This window comes from Enterococcus sp. AZ109 (genome assembly GCF_051714625.1).
Classification (GTDB): domain Bacteria; phylum Bacillota; class Bacilli; order Lactobacillales; family Enterococcaceae; genus Enterococcus_A.
The window spans coordinates 779,516-799,107 of the sequence record NZ_JBIOSF010000002.1; the positions used below are offsets into that span (position 1 = coordinate 779,516).

Genomic DNA, 19,592 nt, shown 5'->3' on the forward strand with positions numbered 1-19,592 from the left:
ATTTTCGGCTTATTTCTTGGAGCTGAACACTTCTGTCACAACCTCAAATCGATAGTTTTGATGAACTTAAAAGGAATTTATTTACTCAAAACTGAACTAAGTGGATTTTTCATCAGTATAAATAAGTGAAGGAGAGAAATGACAGAGCTGCTACAAATGAGAAATCCACTATAAAGGAAGGGAGAAAAGGATTATGCAAAAAGCTAATGGATTTAATGAGTTTTACTCAATCTATACTAAAGGAGGTAGAATCGAATACTTCGTGGATAAGCAAGGGAACCCTACCATCAATTATCCTCATGTTCATATCATCCACCGGGGGAATGGTCAAGTTGAAGTTGTAGCTAGTCTCTCAAGAGGGAAACATCCGTATCGAACAACGTTAAACAATCCATCAGGAGGTGATGTCAACGCAGCAATTCGTAGCGCTGCTAGTTACTTGTAGTTGGCCAATGATAAACGAGAGGAGGGGTTCAAAAAAGGAGTAAGCTTTATGGTTGTCTGTCTCTGAAGGTTTGGGAAATGGAGGAATTAAAATGAGTAATTGTAAATGTTCAGTGTGTGGAAGTTCATTGTTTTTTGTTAGAGATCTGCCAAATGGAAAAGTAGTCCGTGTTTGTAAAAACAGTAAATGTTCGAATTATGGATATGAAATTTCATTTTTGAGCTAGTTGCTATGTCTTAAAAAAAGTGTTCCCGTAAGTCAAGCTAAACATAATCATACTGGAGGCGATAAAATGGAAAAGAACCGAGTAAGATCTTATCAGCGAATAAAAAAGATGATGAACCAATATTTTCATATTGATGAAGTCACGGATAGAGATAATTGTCCAATTCTATTTACATCATGGTTGCAAAATCCAAGACTAAGCAATGGGAAGTTGATGGTATCCGCACGCTTTTATCAAGATGAAATTCGTTTTACAGCTGATTACATTTCCAATGGAATAAAGCTGCCAGATGATATGCATAATTATCATTTTGATCTTTCTGATCATGTGAAAATTAATCGATTAAAAAATAGCTGCTCGGAGAAATACATTTTGGGTTACCATCAGATGTTCAGCGGGCTTATGGTTTACCGAGATTACTCTTACGATTCTATTTTCGGAGATGATTTTGGACAAGAGTATGAGACGGCAATCGAGAATTTGATACTTAAAGAACTCACGGATTTGATTGAAAATGGCATCCAAGTATTTAATGAAGCTAACAGAATTTTGGATTTGTGCAATGTCAGGTAGGATAAAAGTTAGAAACAATAAAAGACATATTTGATAGGTACAAAGTCCCCTTGTAAGCTGCAATTTAGTTCCTAAAAGGTCCCTAAGTTTAAAACAAAAACAGGAGGAAAAAAAGATGGCGATTAATGGATTGAAGCACAAAAAAAATCCGATGGATGTATCAAGACGTTGCACAGGCTACCAATGTGGAAAAGTGTTTTATGTTCCTCATTCGGTTAATGGACAAAGTGTCAAATGTCCCTACTGTGGGAAAGAGTATTAGTAAAAGTGCTAAAAACACGTTTTAATGAGTTTATAAAAAAGGAAACCAAACAGTCAATGGCTATAAATCAAGAATAATGAAGCAAAGAGTCTGAAAACAGTTTATTGAAAACGATCAAGATACCTTGAGCAATGGACTGTGAAAATTAGGTAGGGCAACACCTTTTTTAGCAGCAGGGAAGCAGATAAGGGGAGCGTCAAAAAGGTGGAGTTATCATTCTTTTTGACACTCCCCCTTTTTGTCTCTAATAAAAAAAGGGGGAGTTTTTCACAATAATAAATCTTATTACAGCACTGTTAACGCAGTCTAGCTTCCCAAACTAACTTTATCAGCAATATGCGAAATTGAGGAGCAGTTTAGCCCGTTTTAGTCCTGTTGCTATGAGATATAACGATTGTCTTAGCAGAATTGATGGGGAACAGTACCTACCTCCGGTGCTCTAAAGCTAAGCGAGTTTGCTAAGCCTTTCTTAATCCTACGAGTAAGTGCCAAGTACGGTGGTAATAAAATAGTAATCAACGCATTATTTGCTATCTATACGACAAAAACAGTCTTATGATATAATGATTTTAAAAAAAACGTTTTCTTTATTAATGTAAAATAGTTTTTTTTAAGTATTTAGCATTTTTGATTGCCATCTACTTTTAAAGAGGAGTACTAATTATTGTTAATTACTACAACTTTGTATGAAGATATAGTTAAACAGGACTGTATTGAAAAAGTTTGAGAGAGAAGGAATACTGATGGAAAATGAAATCAAGTTTGTTGGAACTGGAATTAAGCAAGTGTTTATATCAGTTATAGCACAACAAAGTCTTGCAAAAGTTAATTATAAACCAATAGGTACCGCAAAAGAACAAATTACAGTACCAAAAGACTATATATGCAGTTACCCGATTCTACCTGTAATAAGAAGTATTCGTGAACAGGATTCGGAATCGGAGATGAGAATAATCTTAGTCAAAGCTGAAAATGACAATACCGATTCTGCTGAACAAGTTTTTCGGGAGCAATTGGCAGAGCTGGATGAATCCTTGGATAATGATGAACTCATCTCAGTGGTGGAACTATCCAGCGATCAGCGTTTATCTACAGGAGTTTCTATGTTTTTAGGTTTACTTAGTAATATTGAAGAAAATACAGAAATCTATGCAGATATCACGTATGGGACTAAAGCAATGACTGTAATCATGAATTACTTACTTTCTTCTATAGAATATTTACGAAAAGGAACTGAAGTTTGTGGGATATACTATGGAAATTTAGAACGAGGTAAGGATAACAAGCCAAAAATGGATAAAGCTTATTTGTACGATTACACGGGAGTACTTGAGCTAAATAAGTTGATTGAAACTGCTAAAAAAATAAACATTCCAGATCCAGAAAAATTCATTCTTGGCCTAATCGCAGAAGAGGTGGATTAGTATGGGGCAATCGCCATGGAAATGCTTAGAGGTAGAAGAGATTATTAACAACTTAGAAATATTAAAAGTACCTGTCCAAAAAAGATCTGTTCTTTTTAATGAAAGTTTTCAATTGGAATTACTGAACTTAATGGTAGTTGGGTTAATAAAGAATGAAGAAATTGAAAAGTGGTATCTGCAAGGTAATGCGAATACTGTCCAAAAAAAGGCTGAATGTATCTTTATAAAAATGTATAAATTGTCAGATTATCACCAAGAATTGATCCAAAATATCTCCCTCTTTATTTATGACACAGCGAAAAAACATAATGCATTGAAAGTAATCATGGCACACGATTCTGAAAAGGGAAAATTGTCTAATTTTTTATATAAAAACTTCAGGTGGCTTGAATCGGAAATTAAGAATGAAGAAAAAACAATCGTTGTCAGTGAGAAAATAAGGAATGTCGCCAATAGGGCTATGAAAGTTTGTAAACTACTTGAAAAAATAGTTCTGCCAAATGACGGAATGGGGGAACTATCCTTAGAACAAATCATTGATAATTTAAAGGAGACAGAAGTATTTTCTCGCAAAAAATACAGAGAGAACTTGTTTGAAATTGCGAAAAAATCGTTATATCTTGATCCACATGAAATAAATGCAGGTTCTGAAGCAGACAATGACAACGTTCTTAAAATTATTCGTGCTGCAAAAAAAATGAAAACCGGAAGATATCAACTACGGAATATAAATGCCGAAAAAATGGTTTATTTGTTAAGAGATATGGGAGTATTTGACTATTCAAAGTCTTCAAAAATCTATACTTACGCAATCGACTATTTAGAATGGAACTACACTTTAGGCTATGATGAAAATGTTGACAATAATAAAAATGGCGTACGAACGGTCTATAGTGGGCAATCTGTAACAAAAACAGGGAACGCGGGTGATTTGAGAACACTTTTTGATCAAGAATCAGATTTTCATAGCTACTTCGCTGCGCTGCTATACTCTATTAAAAGATTTGAGGATGAATGTCAAAAATCCAGAATAAAACAGACTCTGAGAGCAAAAGCGATAGTCACATTAGATGTGCTTAGATATTTGAAATTTCCTTACTACGAAAGTCCAAAATCTTTGGGTGAACCTTACGACACAGAACCTTATGGAAACACAGTGTTGGCGGGATATATGAAAAATTTTGGGGAAAATAAATTTAAAGAATCCATTTTTCACAACAAAATGATTCCAAGTCTTATTCATGAGTCCCCTATCTCGTTGGAAGGCATCGATGGTATAACCTACAATCCCATTATAGATGCTAACTTATATACAGACGGAAAAGTTGGAGAAATTATTGGAGCAGGTAAAGGTACCATGAGTGAGACAAGAACAAAGTTAGAGGAAATTATCAAGGAAGAGAAGAAATTGGTGCTTCTAGATAAAAAGTAAATTGATAGAAAGGGTTAGGATTGAAAGTAGATAGTGGGGTTGGTAAAAACTAGTTTAAAAATGACATGGGTAAGATTGTCTTTTAGCGTATTAAAAGTTTTCTAGAAACTTTGAATTGTTTTAGATAATATAAGCTAGGTTACGATGGAGTAAAGACAAACGATTATGTGACGTGATACTGAGCGTTTTCTGCATAAAATTTTAATCTAGATGAGAGAATTCAAACATCTGCTTGTTTTATCTATAAAATTTAAATAGTTGTAGCAATTAATGCCCTTTTCCAGCTAATTTATCAAGTAATCTCTTGTTTTAAAAAAGATAGGAAGGGAAAATTTATTAACTGAGTTACTATTATTGATTGCCTAAGAATGAACAAGAATCACTAACAACTAGTTTGGCTAGTCTTTTTTTCGAAGGGCATAAAATTCCTGAAGCCTATCTTAAAAGTATTTGAAAAGACAGCTACTTTTAACTCATTTTCGAAAAAGGAGGATGGGACAAGAAAAAGGATATATTCTATGGGCTTTTTATTACCAAGAGTTGAAACATCACCTAGGAGCCTGGAACTGCTGAGTTTGAAGGTCTATATAACAATCACACTTAATTAAAATCAGGAAGTTTAAGTTGTGGAAACATTGTTCCTAAAAGTATGCAACTATAAATGAAACGAAAGAAGAGTAGGAATGGTATTGTTAGTACCGCTTGATTTAGAATAAGTCGTTGTAGCTTTGTAAATAATGCTAGTCGTCTTTATTCGAAGAACACATCAAATAATCAAGCGAAATTTTGGTCAAAAATTGACCACAAAGCTGGATATAAAGGGGATGCTTGTCCTGTTACCAGGCAAAGAATAATGTGGTTTTGCACGGGTGTATCGGTAGTTTCGAGAGCACGTATCAAAGTTTACCCCCGAATGTCAGGGGACGAAAACTGCAAGTATTAGGCTAGCGAAAACACGTAGAATCAAAGTTTACCCCCGAATGTCAGGGGACGAGACACACAAATGTGTGGATCTTTAGCTGCCGCCACTAAAAAAACATTTCAGTAATTAGCAGCAGATTTTTTAAGATAGTTAAATCGTTACAAAGTAGCAATTTAACTTAGGAAGAAGTGATGTAGCAGAAGGATACTGACTTTGTAGTTCCCCATTTTAAACACTTTCTGGTTTCTATTGGAGAGTTGGTTAATGTTAGAGTTATGAAAAGCATAGCGAGTAAGATAAACCCAAAAATCAAACAAAATTTTGACCACAGATTGACCACAAAGCTGGATAAAAAGCGGAAGCTTGTCCTGTTACCAGGCAAAGAATAATGTGGTTTTGAATGGAAGTATCGGTATTTTCGAGAGCACGTATCAAAGTTTACCCCCGAATGTTAGGGGACGAAAACTATGACGGCAACGTAGGTTCTTTATCAATCATCAAAGTTTACCCCCGAATGTCAGGGGACGAAAACTCGCCGTTCTTAATGGCTTCTTCTAATCCAGATCAAATATTCCAGGCGTATCAAAGTTTACCCCGAATATCAGGGGACGAGACACACAAACGTGTGGATCTTTAGCTGCTGCCACTAAAAAATCATTTCAATAATTAGCAGTATATTTTCTGAAATAGTTGAATCACTATAAAGTAGCAATTTGAGTTAGGGAGAAGTAATGTATGTGAAGGGATCTATCTGTGTAGAACGCTAATAATCTATTTTGATAAGAGGGGAAAGTTTGAAATTCCTAAACGTGATGGATCTTTTTGAAAGAGACACACTTATAGATGAGCGTGTATCAACGATTGGAAGACTACTGATACGTTAATCGAAGAAAGTACCAGAGACTAGTTTAAAAATTTGTATCTAAAGAAGAAATTATTTATAGCGCTGCTTTTGGTAACATATAGAGTTGTAGTATAAGAATTGAGCAGCATTAAGGAGGGCAAAATGGACGAAAAATTAGAGCTGATGTACGGGTCATTGTTGCATGACATTGGGAAAATTATTTACCGCAGCAATTCTAATGAATTCGTAATGGATACTCATTCAAAATTAGGTTGGGAGTATTTGTCGCATTATAAAGAATTCCAGCGAAAAGGTATTGAAGAGAGCGTTCGGTTTCATCATTATAAAGAGCTATGCCGTGCTCCTATAAGTAACGACAGTCTAGCTTATATCACTTATGTAGCAGATAATATTGCAAACGGTTTAGAGCGGATGGAGGATCTTGAAGAAGGGGATAAGTCTCAAGATGAAGGGAACCATCACCCATTCAACCGAACGGCTCCACTCAGTAGTATTTTTAATATCGTAAATTCTGAAAACTTAGGAATAGCTACAGGGTCGTATTCTTTTGGTATGGGTGAAATCGTTAAGTATCCTAGTGAGACAGAAAAGAGCTATAGCAGAGAAAATTATGCAAAGATCAAGGCAGCGATGGATCATGATTTGAGAACTAAGCTAAAAGTTTCAACCGATGATTTTTCTTCTCTTCTACAATGGGTAGAAAGCTTGTGGAGTTATCTTCCGAGTTCTACAAATGTGAAGCAGTTAGTTGACATTTCTTTACACGATCACAGTAAGTTGACTTGTGCTATTGCTTCGTGCATCTATGACTATTTGAAAGAAAAGAACATTCGAGATTTCAAACAGGAATTATTTTCATCTGAGGATAGAAGAAAAGCGTTTTATGACGAAGAGGCTTTTTTATTGATGAGTATGGACATGAGTGGCATTCAGGATTTCATTTACAATATTAGTGGATCACAAGCGTTAAAAAGTTTGCGAGCGCGCAGTTTCTATCTAGAAATGATGCTTGAAGTTGTGGTAGACGACCTGCTAGATAGATTGAATCTCACCCGAGCCAACCTTTTATATACTGGTGGCGGTCATGCCTATCTCCTTCTTCCGAATACTAAAACGGGGAAAGATAAAGTTGCTGCTTTTGAAAAAGAGCTACGAGGGTGGTTCCTTAAAATGTTTACTGTTGATCTTTCTATGAGTATGGCTTATCAAGTATGTAGTGGAAATGATCTAATGAATACCAATGGCAACTATAAACAGATTTGGCAAGGAGTTAGTCAAAAGCTGTCTGAAAAGAAGGTAAATAAGTATGATGCTAAAGATATTATTCAATTATGTAATAACACACATGCACAGGGTGAAAGAGAGTGCAAAGAGTGTCTACGCAGTGATTTAAAGATAAACAAGAATGATCTCTGCTCTATTTGTGAGAGCCTCATCTTTATTTCTAATGATTTAAGAGATAAAAGTTTCTTTGTTGTAGGCAGAGAAGGTAATGTGTCGTTACCATTTGGGGAAAGGCTTTCTGTGGTATCAAAAGAACAAGCAGAAAGGTTATTAACTACAGGGAATAAATTGCGAATATACAGTAAAAATCACCCGTTCACAGGAAAAAATATTTCAACAAATTTATGGATGTGTGATTATGATCTGGCAAGTACAGATTTGGAGACAAAAGATCTAGGTATCGCTAGCTATGCAGATCGGGAGATGGGTATTCAAAGACTTGGCGTTTTGCGTGCAGATATTGATAACTTAGGAAGAACATTTATGAACGGCATTCCAGAAAATTACAATTCTTTGGCGAGAACAACTAGCTTATCTAGAAACCTCTCAGTATTTTTTAAATATGAGCTGAATAATATTCTTGAGGGCTCGAAGATTACAGTGATCTATTCTGGTGGAGATGATTTGTTTTTAATTGGTGCTTGGGATGACGTAATAATAAAAGGGCTTGAAATTCGTAGAAAATTTGAGGAATTTGTTTTAGGTAAATTAACGTTTTCTGCCGGTATCGCTCTGTTCCCACCTCAATATCCTGTATCAAAAATGGCTTTTGAAGCAGGTCTTTTAGAGGATGCTGCTAAACAAGGTGAAAAAAATCAAGTCGCATTATGGACAAAAGAAAAGACCTATTCTTGGGAAATATTAGCAGAGAAAATATTAGCGGAGAAACTGACAGTGATTCGTAATGCTTTTAAAAGAAATTCAGAAAAAGGAAAATCATTTATTTACAAGATACTGGAATTATTGCGCAATGATGACCAAATTAATATTGCTCGGTTGGCCTATTTGCTAGCCAGAAGCAAAATGAGTGATCGGTTTTCTCAGCAGATTTTCCATTGGACTCAAATCCCGGAAGAAAAAGAGCAATTGATAACAGCCTTAGAATATTATATTTATGAGATTAGGGAGGGGTAATGATGGAGTTAGCAAAAACCAAAAACGGTACACCGATAGATTTAAATTACGCACGTAAGGTAGTAGAAGATAATCGAAAGAAAGATGGTAAGAACAAATATACTTTTTTTGATGGTTTAACAACAAGTAAACTACGAAACTTATTGGATTTAGTGAACCATATATATATTAAAGTTTATAATAATCCCTCTAGTGAATTATCAGAAGATATTAAAGATGAGTTAGAGTACTTGAAAGTAAAATTTGCGTATGAAGCAGGTAGAGATAAAGCAGTTCGGAAGTTTATTGAAGAAACAAGCATTAGCCTGCTTGTGGACAAGGTGCTGGAAGAGAAAACCAGGAAATTTTTTCTGGACTATTGTAAGTATTTTGAAGCGTTAGTTGCTTATGCAAAATTTTATAAAATGGGGGATTATAATGAATTCTAAAATTCGCATTAGTGGATATATCGAAGTTATAACAGGTTTGCACATTGGTAGCGGTGGGGAAATTAGCGCCATTGGGGCTCTGGACTCTCCAGTCGTTCGTGATCCCAATACATACATGCCTATTATTCCAGGAAGCTCGATTAAAGGAAAAATGAGAAGTCTTTTAGCTACAGATTTTGGCTTTCAAACAATGAAAAAAGAACATAACGATGATGCACCTGAAGTACTAAGATTATTTGGTTCCAGTAAGAAAGGGAACATGAAAAAGTCGCGTTTACAGATCTCAGATGCATTCTATTCGAAAACGAGTAAAGATGAATTCGATCAAAGAAATCTGCCGTATACGGAGACAAAATTCGAAAACACCATTGATCGTTTAACCTCAAAGGCTAAACCCAGGCAAATAGAGCGTGTGATACGTGGGTCAAAGTTCGATTTGCATATTATTTACAATGTTGAAAACGAGTTGGAAGTTTCAGAGGATTTTGAAAATATCAAAAAAGCATTGAAGTTATTAGAAAACGATTATCTTGGTGGCGGTGGTACTCGAGGAAACGGACGGGTTTCTTTTGAAATTACCGAAGTGAAGACAGTAGTCGGAGATTATGATAGTTCTAATTTAACAGTGAAGTAGGTGGAGCAAATATGACAACTCAGATTATAAGACTCGCTTTTAACTCCCCTGTCCATTTTGGAAATAAGCGTCTAAGTGATAGTGAGATGGTTATTCATTCAGACACCCTCTTTAGTGCTCTTTTCATAGAAGCACTAAATTTAGATGTAGATACTGACTGGTTGATGGATGAGTTGATTATTAGCGATACGTTCCCTTACTGTGACCAGGAATTATTTTTACCGAAACCACTGATAAGAGTAACGGCACAAAATCAAGATGATACAAACCATAAAATATTTAAAAAATTAGAATATGTGCCAGTATCACGGTATCTCGATTATGTTGACGGGAAACTATCAAGCGATAACGTCAAGCAAATAATCGAAAGTTTTCAAATAGGTTCTTATAATATGCAAGCAAAAGTTTCGTTGAAAGCAGTGGAGGAGCAAGGAACAGGGGATAGTAAACCGTATGCGGTTGGAACCTATCAATTCTATCCAAATGCAGGTCTGTACTTTATTTTCAAAGGCTCAGATGAGACCTTACAAAAGTTGTTAAAAATCATGGATGCGCTTCAATATTCTGGGTTGGGTGGGGAAAGATTTGCTGGCTATGGCAGATTTACTTACCAGGTAATTCAGGATGACACAATGGAACAGTTGATTTCACAAGAAGGTAATAGCCATATTTTATTATCTACTGCTAGAGGGACGGAAGCGGAATTAGAAAACTGCTGTGAAGAGGCGCGATTCATCTTAAAAAAACGGACGGGTTTTATTCAATCAGTGACATTTCATGAGAATCTAGTAAAGAAAAAAGACTTTTATAGCTTTTCTGCTGGTTCTGTCTTCAAATATCCGTTTAAAGGTGAAATATACGATGTTGGTGAAAATGGAAAACATCCAGTATACCGATATGCTAAAGCTATGTGGCTGGAGGTGACACAATGAGCTATAAATCGTATTTGGTAACGATCACAACTTATGGTCCAGTTCATATTGGATGCGGGAAGGTGATAAAAAAGCAAGAGTACATTTATGATCAACACAAATCACTCGTTCATATTGTTGATGGACCTAAGCTAACGAAATATCTATCGAAAATAAATAAGTTAGATGCTTTTATTGACTATCTTACTGAAAATAGTAAACATGCAGATTTAAAATATTTCTTGAATCGCCAAAAAATTAATCAAAAAGACTGGCGAAAATTTGTAATCAATACTGAGCGAGTAAATCAAGGGAAAGTTGAACGTGATAAGGATACTAAACATAAACGACCAGCAGTAAATATGCCACTAAACATCTTGCATCTGTTTGTTCGCGATGGTCAGAATACAGTTTATGTTCCTGGAAGTTCCTTAAAAGGTGCGTTAAGAACCATGATTTTACAGAGCGATAAAGAAGATAACAGTAAAAATTCTCTATTTGGAAAAATAAAAGTTAGCGACTCTCTGCCAGTTCCTGATAAATACTTGGAAATCTACCAAAAAATCGACGTCAACAAAAAAAGCAAGCCAATGCCCCTTTATCGGGAATGTATAAAACCAGGAGCGAAAATCTATTTTACGTTGACTATAGAAGATGACGCAATTAGCATCGAAGAGATTGAAAATAGGATTCGAAACTTTTATGTTAATTATTGGAATAAATGGTTTGTAGGATTTGCTTCAACTCAAGGAGGAAGAGAGTTCATTGTTAGCGGTGGAGTACCGCAATCTTTAAATGCCCATAAGCGACCGCAAGTAGTTTTCTTAGGTGGAGGAACTGGTTTTGTAAGCAAGACGCTTAAGTATCAAATGCAGCCAAAAGAAGAAGCTAAAAAAGAAGTATTTGAAGATTTGCAAAGTAGATTTAGAAACACATATGGGAAAATGAAAGAAATACCCCAAAATGTTCCCATCATCTTAAAAGCAACCGTCGATTATTCGAAAAATAAGTGGTATCAACAAGGAATCTGTTTGATAAAATTTGAGGAAAAATAATAATCGGAGGTGAGTCTATGAAGATTCTTTTTAGTCCAATTGGAAATACAGATCCGTGGCGAAACGATCGCGATGGGGCGATGTTAAACATTGTAAGACACTATAAACCAGATCTTGCTTTCCTCTTTTTTACTGAGAGCATCTGGGAAGGCTCTAATAGGATACCACCACACAAGCATTTCGACTGGGAAAAAATAATTAAAAATGTATCCGAGAATACTTTAGTAGAATATCAGATTGAAAAAGTGGATCGTGCACATGATTTTGATAGTTATAAAGAGTTATTTCATAACTATTTGGTTAATCTAGAGACAAGATATCCAACTGCGAAGTTTTTGTTAAACGTCACTAGTGGTACCCCTCAAATGGAAACAACTTTATGCTTAGAATATATTACCTACCCGAGCAAAAAAAAGTGTATCCAGGTGTCCACTCCGCTGAAAAATAGTAATGCTCATACGAAGCATGCAAAACCAATAGATCAAGATATTGATCTGGAAATAGTTAACGAAGAAGAAAGTAAGTTTGATTCGCGGTGCCAAGAAATTTCTATTATTAGCTTTAGGGAAACAATGATTCGAAATCAGGTGAAAAGTCTAATTGAAAACTATGATTACGAAGCAGTGCTATGGTTACTTGACGCTCAGAAAGCATTTTATGATGGTAGTAAGATACGATCTTGCCTAAAAAAAGTAACTAAGGATATTAAAACACATGAAGTATTTCCAGACATTGTTAAAAGTTATAAGGATTGTGATTTGCAGAAAGCACTGTTTCATTTTTTATTATTAGACATGCGATTTAAACGTAGGGATATTGCTGAAGTATTAATTAGAGTTAAATCAATTGCGGAATTTGTTATGGAGAAATACTTGAGTAGAAAGTATCGCAATCTTATTCTTTATGAAAAAGGAAAACCTTTTCTCAATGTTTCTTATAATGAAAAATTTATTAAAGACTACTGTCAGGTTTTAAAAGCGAAAAACTATCGGTTTGATGAACGAAGAGTGCTGAGCTTTCCAGCATATTATGATTTTATTAAAATTTTAGAACCTAACAGTCCAATGATGAAAGAAATGGTTTGCGTGAATAGGATCAATGATATCAGAAATAATGTTGCACATAAGCTAGAAAATTTGGACTTAGAAGAAAAGAATAATGAGAAAAAAATCATTGAGGCGGTAAGAGCAGTTAAAAAAATGATTAATATGGTTTTCCCTACAATAAAACAAGAAGATTATGAGTATTTCAATAAATTAAATGAAGAGATAAGGAAGCTTCTATGATAGTCAAAATAAGTGTCAGACTAAAATTGCCAATGAATTTGAAAAATAATAACATAGGGAGTGTACTTCATGGAGCATTGATGGAATGGCTGCCTACTTCTGTTGTAGAAAGACTCCATCAACCGGCATCGTATAGTCCATTGAAGCAACGTCTCCTTTTGGAAAATGGGGAATCCATTTGGGAGATTGTTTGTTTGTCTCAAGACTTGGGTGAGTGTATCGTAAAAATCTTGACTAGCAAAAACAACCTTTTTTTGAAGCGTCATAATATTACCGTGGACATTGAAGGTTTTACGGTCGAACACTATAACGTATCGGAAATGATGCATGAAAGTTTCTCGATTCAAAAGCCAATCCGCTATCAGAAAATCAAAATTTGTTCACCAATGTCTTTCAAATCTAATGGGCAATATGATATTTTCCCCGACATTAAAAGGTTCTTTAGAAGCATTATGCTAACGTTTGATTCCTTTTATGATGAATACCAATTATACGATAGAGACACCTTAGAATATTTAACTGAACAAGTAACAATCGTAAACTACCAACTAAAAAGTACAAAGTATCACTTAGAAGGAACTAGAATACCGTCATTTGTAGGACACATTACTTTTAGAGTTAGCGGTCCATTACCTTTTAATCAGTTAGTCCACTTTTTGCTTTCTTTTGGAGAGTTATCTGGTGTTGGGATTAAAACAAGCTTAGGCATGGGGAAATACCGAATAATTAAATGAAAATTTGCCCGCAAATCGACCATACAGGTTAAAGAAAAGGTGTGGATTGCCCGATTTGCGGGCAAGAAATAGTATGGTTATAGCTTGGTATATTCACGTTTTCGAGAGCATCTAATCGAAACCTATCCCCGACAATAGGGGACGAGAACGATAAAGAGCGGAATGCTATCAAACTCAAGTGGTAATCGAAACCTATCCCCGATAATAGGGGACGAGAACTTGGCGCCCCGTTCATCACTTTGCTAGAAGTTCTTTGAATCGAAACCTATCCCCGATAATAGGGGACGAGAACTGAAACTCGTGATAAGAATGAATCGATCCGATAAAATCGAAACCTATCCCCGACAATAGGGGACGAGAACGTAGTCAATATCTCTTGTTGCCGCCATTTTTTTAATCGAAACCTATCCCCGATAAAAGGGGACGAGAACAGTATGCTTTTCAATTCCAACAACAACATTCTTTTTAATCGAAACCTATCCCCGACAATAGGGGACGAAAGACAAGAACGAGCACAGCCTATGTATGTTTACTTCTACAACTTGTAATTTAGTTTGGAAAAAAGAAATAGTTAACAGTGGGGTGCTAGGAATATTATTAAAGCATTTTGATTCGGTGATTTGTCAATAGAATCACTCAAGATACGTGTCTCAACACTATAAGTGATGCGTTTTTTGAAAATTTAGTAGTTAGCAATTCCTTAGGCTATTCTGCGAGAAAACCGAAGGATCTATCTATGAGAAGCTCGAATAGTGAGGATACTTTTGAAGTAGAGTCGAAAATAAAAGTAATCGCTAAAGAAATAACAGAACAATTAAGTGAGGAAGATATTGCAAATTTAATATATGATCCTATGCCAGAAATTTATCATTTTCTCATGGATTATGGATTCGTAACAAGTATATTTATCCGACAGATTTAACTAAGCGGTTAAGAGATTCAGAAAAAAGTAGCCGAGATATTGCTAAAGACCAAGCAATTAGCAATGAATATTAGCTGCATGAGTGAGAGAATTCAGAAAAATTATCAAGGAAGATGTACTTGAAATTCTGAAAACCTAGTGGAGAGAGCAAAATAAACCTGCTCTCTACTAATAAAATCAAAGAACTCTTCATGACAGAATAAAAGCATTAGATAGAGAACTATAAAAAGCTGTATCATAAATGATTATAAGATGGTTAATATACGAATCTGCTTGATAGAGGTGAGGGTAGTGGGGAATGAGAGTGCTAACTTAGACTATTGGTATGTTGATAAGAAAAAGTATCTAAAATATTCAAACACTTTTCGAAAAAAGATATTCTCAATCATGGAAGATGCGATTTTTGATAATAATATCAGCGTTTTTGAAGCTACTAAAAATTCCAGCGAACGTAGTTACTACTATCTTTATTACGGGGAAGGGACTACGTACTATGCGGTTGTTAGAGTTTCTGGACATAAACCTTATTCGGGCTATTATTCTTATCGCTCTTTTTTTCCTTTTGGATTTACGGAATCAAAGTTTTTTTCAGAAAGTGTACGAGAGTATTTATACGGGCTTAGTTGGAATCGTTTGAGTTATGCAGAATACTTTTACCTACAAATGATGAGATATGGACACATGGGTATATATATAGTGGGAGGAAAGAAGAACTTTGGCGCACGCTGGCATCCTCAAGGTGCATTAGAATTTGTAGTTAAAAATGAGTATACGAATGAGAATTATCCAGCCAATAGGGTATTAACTCGGGCTTTTCGTAAGATGGTATCAAACGGATTGTTAGGCCATCAAATCAAAAATAAAAAACTCCGCTTAGTAGTAGCCCAAACTGCAAAAATAATTTGTAAGAGAACTAGAAACTTCTACCATCCACAGTGGGAAAAAGATCGCTTAATGTATGACTGGCAGGACATTAAGCCCCTATCCGAAATTGATGAGTATATCTTTACTCAAGCTTGGCAACCGCCGCAAGTTTATTTCTCGGCTCATGGTATGAACAAACACGGTGAAATAATTTCGAAAGTAATAGAGCCAAGTCAAAACATCACATCCATAATAATAGATACCCCTCAAAAGAATGCTGTGTTAGAAACATATGATATGTTGCATCGAATAAAAATATATCGTCGGAAAAATAGCATCATTCATCAAATAATCAAAAAAAACATAGGCATCATAAGCGAAATGGACTACCAGATCGAAAAAAAGAAAACAGAAAAATTTTTCAACCTTCTAATCTATGATATGAAAATAGATCAGTGGACCAGTGGTTTAGATTCTAAAAAAAGTTTATCCCAAATAAAGGTGCGTCATAGTGATCTACACATGAAAAAATTCGACGTGGATAATCAGGAACAAGCTGATTTATTAAATCTCAAAAATCACATTTTATCCTTGGTTGACTTTGAAATCATTCCGCCTATATTTTGGGAGTAATGTAGATGTAAAGAACTGTGACTAGTTATAGTAAGAAAGATCTGTATCATAAGTGATGTACTCTGCATAGAAGAGTCAGAGCAGTCTAAATATTTCGGAAACGGTTTCCTCTTATTTTTAGTCGAAAATAAAAGAGCAGCTAATCGATAAATAGTGTGAGCGATGGAAATGAAACGGATCTTTTTGTTAAGTTTGTTGATTATTTTATCAATTGGAGTACAGGGGTGTTCGAAAAACAATGGAAATCAATCTGAAACAGACAATTCGACTACCAAAGAAGAAAAAACAATTGAAAGCACCAGTAACGAAGTGAAGAGTAAAAGTGACGATGAAGAGTTAGAATTGTATACCGAACGATACAAAGAATACGCTGGAAAAGAAGAATATGATAAAGCGCTAGTAGCTGCTGAATTTGCCTCCAGAAAAGCTCCAGATGATGAACGTATTACAAAAGACTATCAGGGAATTGAATTAATTGTAAAAATACAGGAATTAAAGCTTCAAGAATCTTATCAAGAAGCGCTAGATGCTATTACTAATTCTGGAATACTTGATAATGATCAAGAGAATATCGTAGCTCAGAAGCTGAGTGATTATAGTGTGGAATTAACAAACGAATTAAATGGATTTTATGAACCTGAATCGCAAGCAAATGTTACTCAAAGTCCCACTGAGTCCCAACCTGCCGCTCCAGGAAGTCCTAATGCTAACAAAACTCCGGTAAGTAGCGAAGAATACCAGAATTTCATGATGGATGCCGAAAGCTACCTGAATGGAGTCAAATCATATTATGATCAAGGTAACTATCAAGCGTCAATTAATGCCGGTAATTCATTTATGGATATGAGAACACGTGCAAATGAAATTCTGACTGCCTATGATTTTGCTCAACTGTATAACGATAGCAACTTTGTAATGATTGAGAACTATCGCAACACAGCTTATCAAATGTTGCAAGGATCTCCGCAGGGAATATCTCCGTAATAAAATTATTTTGTAAATGTGTTAAAACGATGTATTTTGCGAAATGGAGGAACAATATGTCGGCGAGAGGGTTTGTCCAAGTGTTTTTTGAACCAAATATAGAAATTTTACAAATAACCAAACTTCTTGAAATAAAAGGTTTTAAAAAAGCTGAGTGTGCTGACAAAAGTATTTTAACCTACAAAGACAGATACAGCTTTGATGGGGAAATTTTTTGTTCTCTAGAATCAGTTGACAATGATAAACGAGTACTGAAAATTTATCCTAGTGGCCATTCATTCGTAAACCAAAGTATTTTCATTCAACAACTCTGTTTAGATATAAAATATGTACTAAATGGTGAAACATCAGGATATATCAATGATGTAAGTCAGAATTCTATTGAAAACATAAAAGGTGAATCACAAGCAGAGGTTTTCTTTCATAATAGTTATAGTAAGTTTATTAATCAATCCGTTCTAATAGATGTATTATTACGTGATGTTCACGAACAAAGAACGCCAAATTTTACCAAGGATAAACTAATAAGTTTAATAGAAGTCAATATAGTTACAAATATGGAAATATTTTTTAAGGAATTATGGAAATATATTTTGTTAGATTCAAAATTCATCCCCAAATCACTTTATAATAAAAGGCTGGACCGTTATCAAATTGAGAATTTGATTAATGGAGAAAATGATATCGAAGGTATACTTGCCAATAATTTTAGCTTTCAGAATATGGACAATGTCATCAGAAATTTATCTGAGATTTCTAATAATGAATTTCGAATAAAAGACATCCTTGGGAAACTATCAAAAAAATATGGAAAAAACTTTTACAATAATACTTCTTTTCTTTTTACCAGTAGGCACAAAATTGTCCATGAAAATGAGGACTTAAGTTACAATCCTAGCGAATTAAAAGAGAGTTTCTATGATGTGATACGATTAGTTTGCGAGATATACTTGTCGTTCTGTAGAAAAAGAGAGTACCAGCCGATCATGCTTCATGAGTCTATTATGAGTTTTCAATTTTTAGAGGAACTTGTTGAATGATGAAGTGGAAATACAAAAAAATGAGAAAACTAAGTAGGCTATTTTCAAGGTATCTTCTACCATTGAATTTGAATAGTGGAATACAAATTAAATAAAAAATTACTTTGGATATAGAGCTTAAATATAGATTCTAGTATGCTGTTTCACAAGCCGAATATGATCACTTAGGGCATTAGTTCCATGCTACAAGTGATGATATTCTTTGTTTAACTAGGAAATAAGGATTGTGCAAATAGTATTTGCTTACGGCAGGAGGCTAATCGCCTCAAAATAATTTAAAATGCAGAAGATAGATGTGTTTAAAGTATCATAAGGTAAATATTATGATGAATTAAAGATATAAGAGAATGAGCTTGTAATTAATCATATGCGAAGAAGGTAATTTCTATGGACAATAATCTATTTGAAAACTTACCAGAAGTTCAACTGAAAAAAAAACAGCGACTATGGTGAACATACTAGGGATTGAGGGAAAAGAAACGTATATAACAAACTGGTTCGCATATCTTATCGACCCAAATACGTTTAGTGATCCTAGTATATTGAAAAATATTTTAGAACTATATAACGAAAATTTGAGACAAGTAGAAAAAATAAAAATCAACAGTTTCTCAAATGTTGAAGTCAACACGGAAGTTTCACTTGCTGAGTATGGAATCATTGATATATTAATTACTATGGATGAATGTATTATTGGCATTGAGAATAAAATATATTCAGGTCTAGGAGTAAATCAATTGGAGCGATATTCTATGGCGTTAAAAAAAGGTGTATTCAGGAAAGGTAACAATTATGAAAATAAAAAAAATGAATTACCTATACTAAAAATTTTATTAACTCCGAGAAGTAATAAAGCTGAACCGAAAGCTGAGTTTGTCAAAATAACGTACGAAGAAATTGTCGATAAACTAGATAATACTGATATAAATTGGAAATTAAATGACAGAAATTCAATTCATTTAAGAGACTTCATTACTTATATAAATGAGTATATAAGGGAGGAAGAAAAAGTGACTTCAAAAGATTGGAATTCCTTTTTGGTACAGAATTATAAAGATTTGAAAACTATTTATGAGCAAGGTGAGTTAGCACTTGGAAATTTAAGAAGATTAATAGAGCAAAAAATTGGAAAAATGAATGCAACAAACGAGGAGGAAATCTGGTCAATTGGGAATAAAGGAAATGGGAAAAATGCAAATAATTTTTGGATTCAAGCATATTTTTCAGATTGGAATACTCATAGAGTTCATTACGAGTTTATATTCCCTAAAGCGACTAAAGGTTTCTTGATTCCCAAAGAATTGGTTTTAAATCTAGATGTTGAGTTGAAGGAGACTAGGGATATTCTTCAGGAGATAGGATTTGGATCACCCAAAAATGAGATAAGTAGAATACTGCTTGACCCTAATGATATATCCCGAAGTCTAGATAAACTTTTTGAAGTTTTAAAGCGTTGGCATAAAGAAAATTTTACAAAGATCGATGCTAAATTGAAGAAAATGAAATCCTGAATTACTTAAGTTTAAACAGTTGT

Annotated in this window: 17 protein-coding genes and 1 CRISPR repeat array; all 17 genes read left to right on the forward strand. The window is 34.5% G+C overall.

Annotated elements, in window-relative coordinates; all coding sequences use genetic code 11:
- Positions 1-193 precede the first annotated feature (193 nt).
- A complete protein-coding gene (locus tag IGI42_RS20385) occupies positions 194-445 on the forward strand; it encodes a hypothetical protein (RefSeq protein ID WP_438717875.1) in 252 nt (83 codons plus the stop codon).
- A gap of 292 nt (positions 446-737) precedes the next feature.
- Positions 738-1,244 (forward strand): hypothetical protein, encoded by a 507-nt coding sequence (locus IGI42_RS20390; RefSeq protein ID WP_438717876.1) that lies wholly within the window; start codon positions 738-740, stop codon positions 1,242-1,244.
- Positions 1,245-1,359: 115 nt separating this feature from the next.
- Complete coding sequence (locus tag IGI42_RS20395; RefSeq protein WP_438717877.1) at positions 1,360-1,506, forward strand: hypothetical protein; 147 nt, start codon at positions 1,360-1,362, stop codon at positions 1,504-1,506.
- Positions 1,507-2,249: 743 nt separating this feature from the next.
- Positions 2,250-2,930, forward strand: a complete 681-nt coding sequence (locus tag IGI42_RS20400) for a hypothetical protein (protein WP_438717878.1) — start codon at positions 2,250-2,252, stop codon at positions 2,928-2,930.
- A 1-nt stretch (position 2,931) separates the two neighbouring features.
- Positions 2,932-4,362, forward strand: a complete 1,431-nt coding sequence (locus IGI42_RS20405; RefSeq protein WP_438717879.1) for a hypothetical protein — start codon at positions 2,932-2,934, stop codon at positions 4,360-4,362.
- A gap of 1,928 nt (positions 4,363-6,290) precedes the next feature.
- Positions 6,291-8,567 carry a type III-A CRISPR-associated protein Cas10/Csm1 gene (gene cas10, locus IGI42_RS20410; RefSeq protein ID WP_438717880.1) on the forward strand — a complete coding sequence of 759 codons (2,277 nt, stop codon included), beginning with the start codon at positions 6,291-6,293 and terminating at the stop codon, positions 8,565-8,567.
- Positions 8,568-8,569: 2 nt separating this feature from the next.
- Positions 8,570-8,995 (forward strand): type III-A CRISPR-associated protein Csm2, encoded by a 426-nt coding sequence (gene csm2 / locus IGI42_RS20415; protein WP_438717881.1) that lies wholly within the window; start codon positions 8,570-8,572, stop codon positions 8,993-8,995.
- Complete coding sequence (csm3, locus tag IGI42_RS20420) at positions 8,985-9,629, forward strand: type III-A CRISPR-associated RAMP protein Csm3 (protein ID WP_438717882.1); 645 nt, start codon at positions 8,985-8,987, stop codon at positions 9,627-9,629. Before csm2 ends, csm3 begins: the two co-directional genes overlap by 11 nt.
- 11 nt (positions 9,630-9,640) lie before the next feature.
- Entirely contained in the window at positions 9,641-10,561 is a 921-nt protein-coding gene (csm4, locus tag IGI42_RS20425; RefSeq protein ID WP_438717883.1) for a type III-A CRISPR-associated RAMP protein Csm4, read from the forward strand.
- Complete coding sequence (gene csm5 / locus IGI42_RS20430) at positions 10,558-11,595, forward strand: type III-A CRISPR-associated RAMP protein Csm5 (protein WP_438717884.1); 1,038 nt, start codon at positions 10,558-10,560, stop codon at positions 11,593-11,595. The genes csm4 and csm5 overlap by 4 nt, the downstream gene beginning before the upstream one ends.
- A gap of 17 nt (positions 11,596-11,612) precedes the next feature.
- Positions 11,613-12,881: a type III-A CRISPR-associated CARF protein Csm6 gene (csm6, locus tag IGI42_RS20435; protein ID WP_438717885.1), complete on the forward strand. Its 1,269-nt coding sequence runs from the start codon at positions 11,613-11,615 to the stop codon at positions 12,879-12,881.
- The gene (gene cas6 / locus IGI42_RS20440) at positions 12,878-13,615 is read left to right on the forward strand and encodes a CRISPR-associated endoribonuclease Cas6 (protein ID WP_438717886.1); all 738 of its coding nucleotides are present in this window, start codon (positions 12,878-12,880) and stop codon (positions 13,613-13,615) included. Before csm6 ends, cas6 begins: the two co-directional genes overlap by 4 nt.
- A 113-nt stretch (positions 13,616-13,728) precedes the next feature.
- Positions 13,729-14,119: a CRISPR direct-repeat array (repeat unit 37 nt; unit sequence AATCGAAACCTATCCCCGATAATAGGGGACGAGAACT).
- 232 nt (positions 14,120-14,351) lie between these two features.
- The gene (locus tag IGI42_RS20445; RefSeq protein ID WP_438717887.1) at positions 14,352-14,537 is read left to right on the forward strand and encodes a hypothetical protein; all 186 of its coding nucleotides are present in this window, start codon (positions 14,352-14,354) and stop codon (positions 14,535-14,537) included.
- Between the two features lie 387 nt (positions 14,538-14,924).
- The gene (locus tag IGI42_RS20450) at positions 14,925-16,034 is read left to right on the forward strand and encodes a hypothetical protein (RefSeq protein WP_438717888.1); all 1,110 of its coding nucleotides are present in this window, start codon (positions 14,925-14,927) and stop codon (positions 16,032-16,034) included.
- Positions 16,035-16,202: 168 nt separating this feature from the next.
- A complete protein-coding gene (locus tag IGI42_RS20455) occupies positions 16,203-17,018 on the forward strand; it encodes a hypothetical protein (RefSeq protein WP_438717889.1) in 816 nt (271 codons plus the stop codon).
- A 56-nt stretch (positions 17,019-17,074) separates the two neighbouring features.
- On the forward strand, positions 17,075-18,058 hold the full coding sequence (locus tag IGI42_RS20460; RefSeq protein ID WP_438717890.1) for a hypothetical protein: 984 nt from the start codon (positions 17,075-17,077) through the stop codon (positions 18,056-18,058).
- A 446-nt stretch (positions 18,059-18,504) separates the two neighbouring features.
- A complete protein-coding gene (locus tag IGI42_RS20465; RefSeq protein WP_438717891.1) occupies positions 18,505-19,569 on the forward strand; it encodes a PD-(D/E)XK nuclease family protein in 1,065 nt (354 codons plus the stop codon).
- Positions 19,570-19,592 lie beyond the last annotated feature (23 nt).

Coding starts and splice junctions, on each gene's coding strand:
- IGI42_RS20385 (WP_438717875.1), top strand. CDS start 194: ATGCAAAAAGCTAATGGATTTAATGAGTTTTACTCAATCTATACTAAA.
- IGI42_RS20390 (WP_438717876.1), top strand. CDS start 738: ATGGAAAAGAACCGAGTAAGATCTTATCAGCGAATAAAAAAGATGATG.
- IGI42_RS20395 (WP_438717877.1), top strand. CDS start 1,360: ATGGCGATTAATGGATTGAAGCACAAAAAAAATCCGATGGATGTATCA.
- IGI42_RS20400 (WP_438717878.1), top strand. CDS start 2,250: ATGGAAAATGAAATCAAGTTTGTTGGAACTGGAATTAAGCAAGTGTTT.
- IGI42_RS20405 (WP_438717879.1), top strand. CDS start 2,932: ATGGGGCAATCGCCATGGAAATGCTTAGAGGTAGAAGAGATTATTAAC.
- cas10 (WP_438717880.1), top strand. CDS start 6,291: ATGGACGAAAAATTAGAGCTGATGTACGGGTCATTGTTGCATGACATT.
- csm2 (WP_438717881.1), top strand. CDS start 8,570: ATGGAGTTAGCAAAAACCAAAAACGGTACACCGATAGATTTAAATTAC.
- csm3 (WP_438717882.1), top strand. CDS start 8,985: ATGAATTCTAAAATTCGCATTAGTGGATATATCGAAGTTATAACAGGT.
- csm4 (WP_438717883.1), top strand. CDS start 9,641: ATGACAACTCAGATTATAAGACTCGCTTTTAACTCCCCTGTCCATTTT.
- csm5 (WP_438717884.1), top strand. CDS start 10,558: ATGAGCTATAAATCGTATTTGGTAACGATCACAACTTATGGTCCAGTT.
- csm6 (WP_438717885.1), top strand. CDS start 11,613: ATGAAGATTCTTTTTAGTCCAATTGGAAATACAGATCCGTGGCGAAAC.
- cas6 (WP_438717886.1), top strand. CDS start 12,878: ATGATAGTCAAAATAAGTGTCAGACTAAAATTGCCAATGAATTTGAAA.
- IGI42_RS20445 (WP_438717887.1), top strand. CDS start 14,352: ATGAGAAGCTCGAATAGTGAGGATACTTTTGAAGTAGAGTCGAAAATA.
- IGI42_RS20450 (WP_438717888.1), top strand. CDS start 14,925: ATGGAAGATGCGATTTTTGATAATAATATCAGCGTTTTTGAAGCTACT.
- IGI42_RS20455 (WP_438717889.1), top strand. CDS start 16,203: ATGAAACGGATCTTTTTGTTAAGTTTGTTGATTATTTTATCAATTGGA.
- IGI42_RS20460 (WP_438717890.1), top strand. CDS start 17,075: ATGTCGGCGAGAGGGTTTGTCCAAGTGTTTTTTGAACCAAATATAGAA.
- IGI42_RS20465 (WP_438717891.1), top strand. CDS start 18,505: ATGGTGAACATACTAGGGATTGAGGGAAAAGAAACGTATATAACAAAC.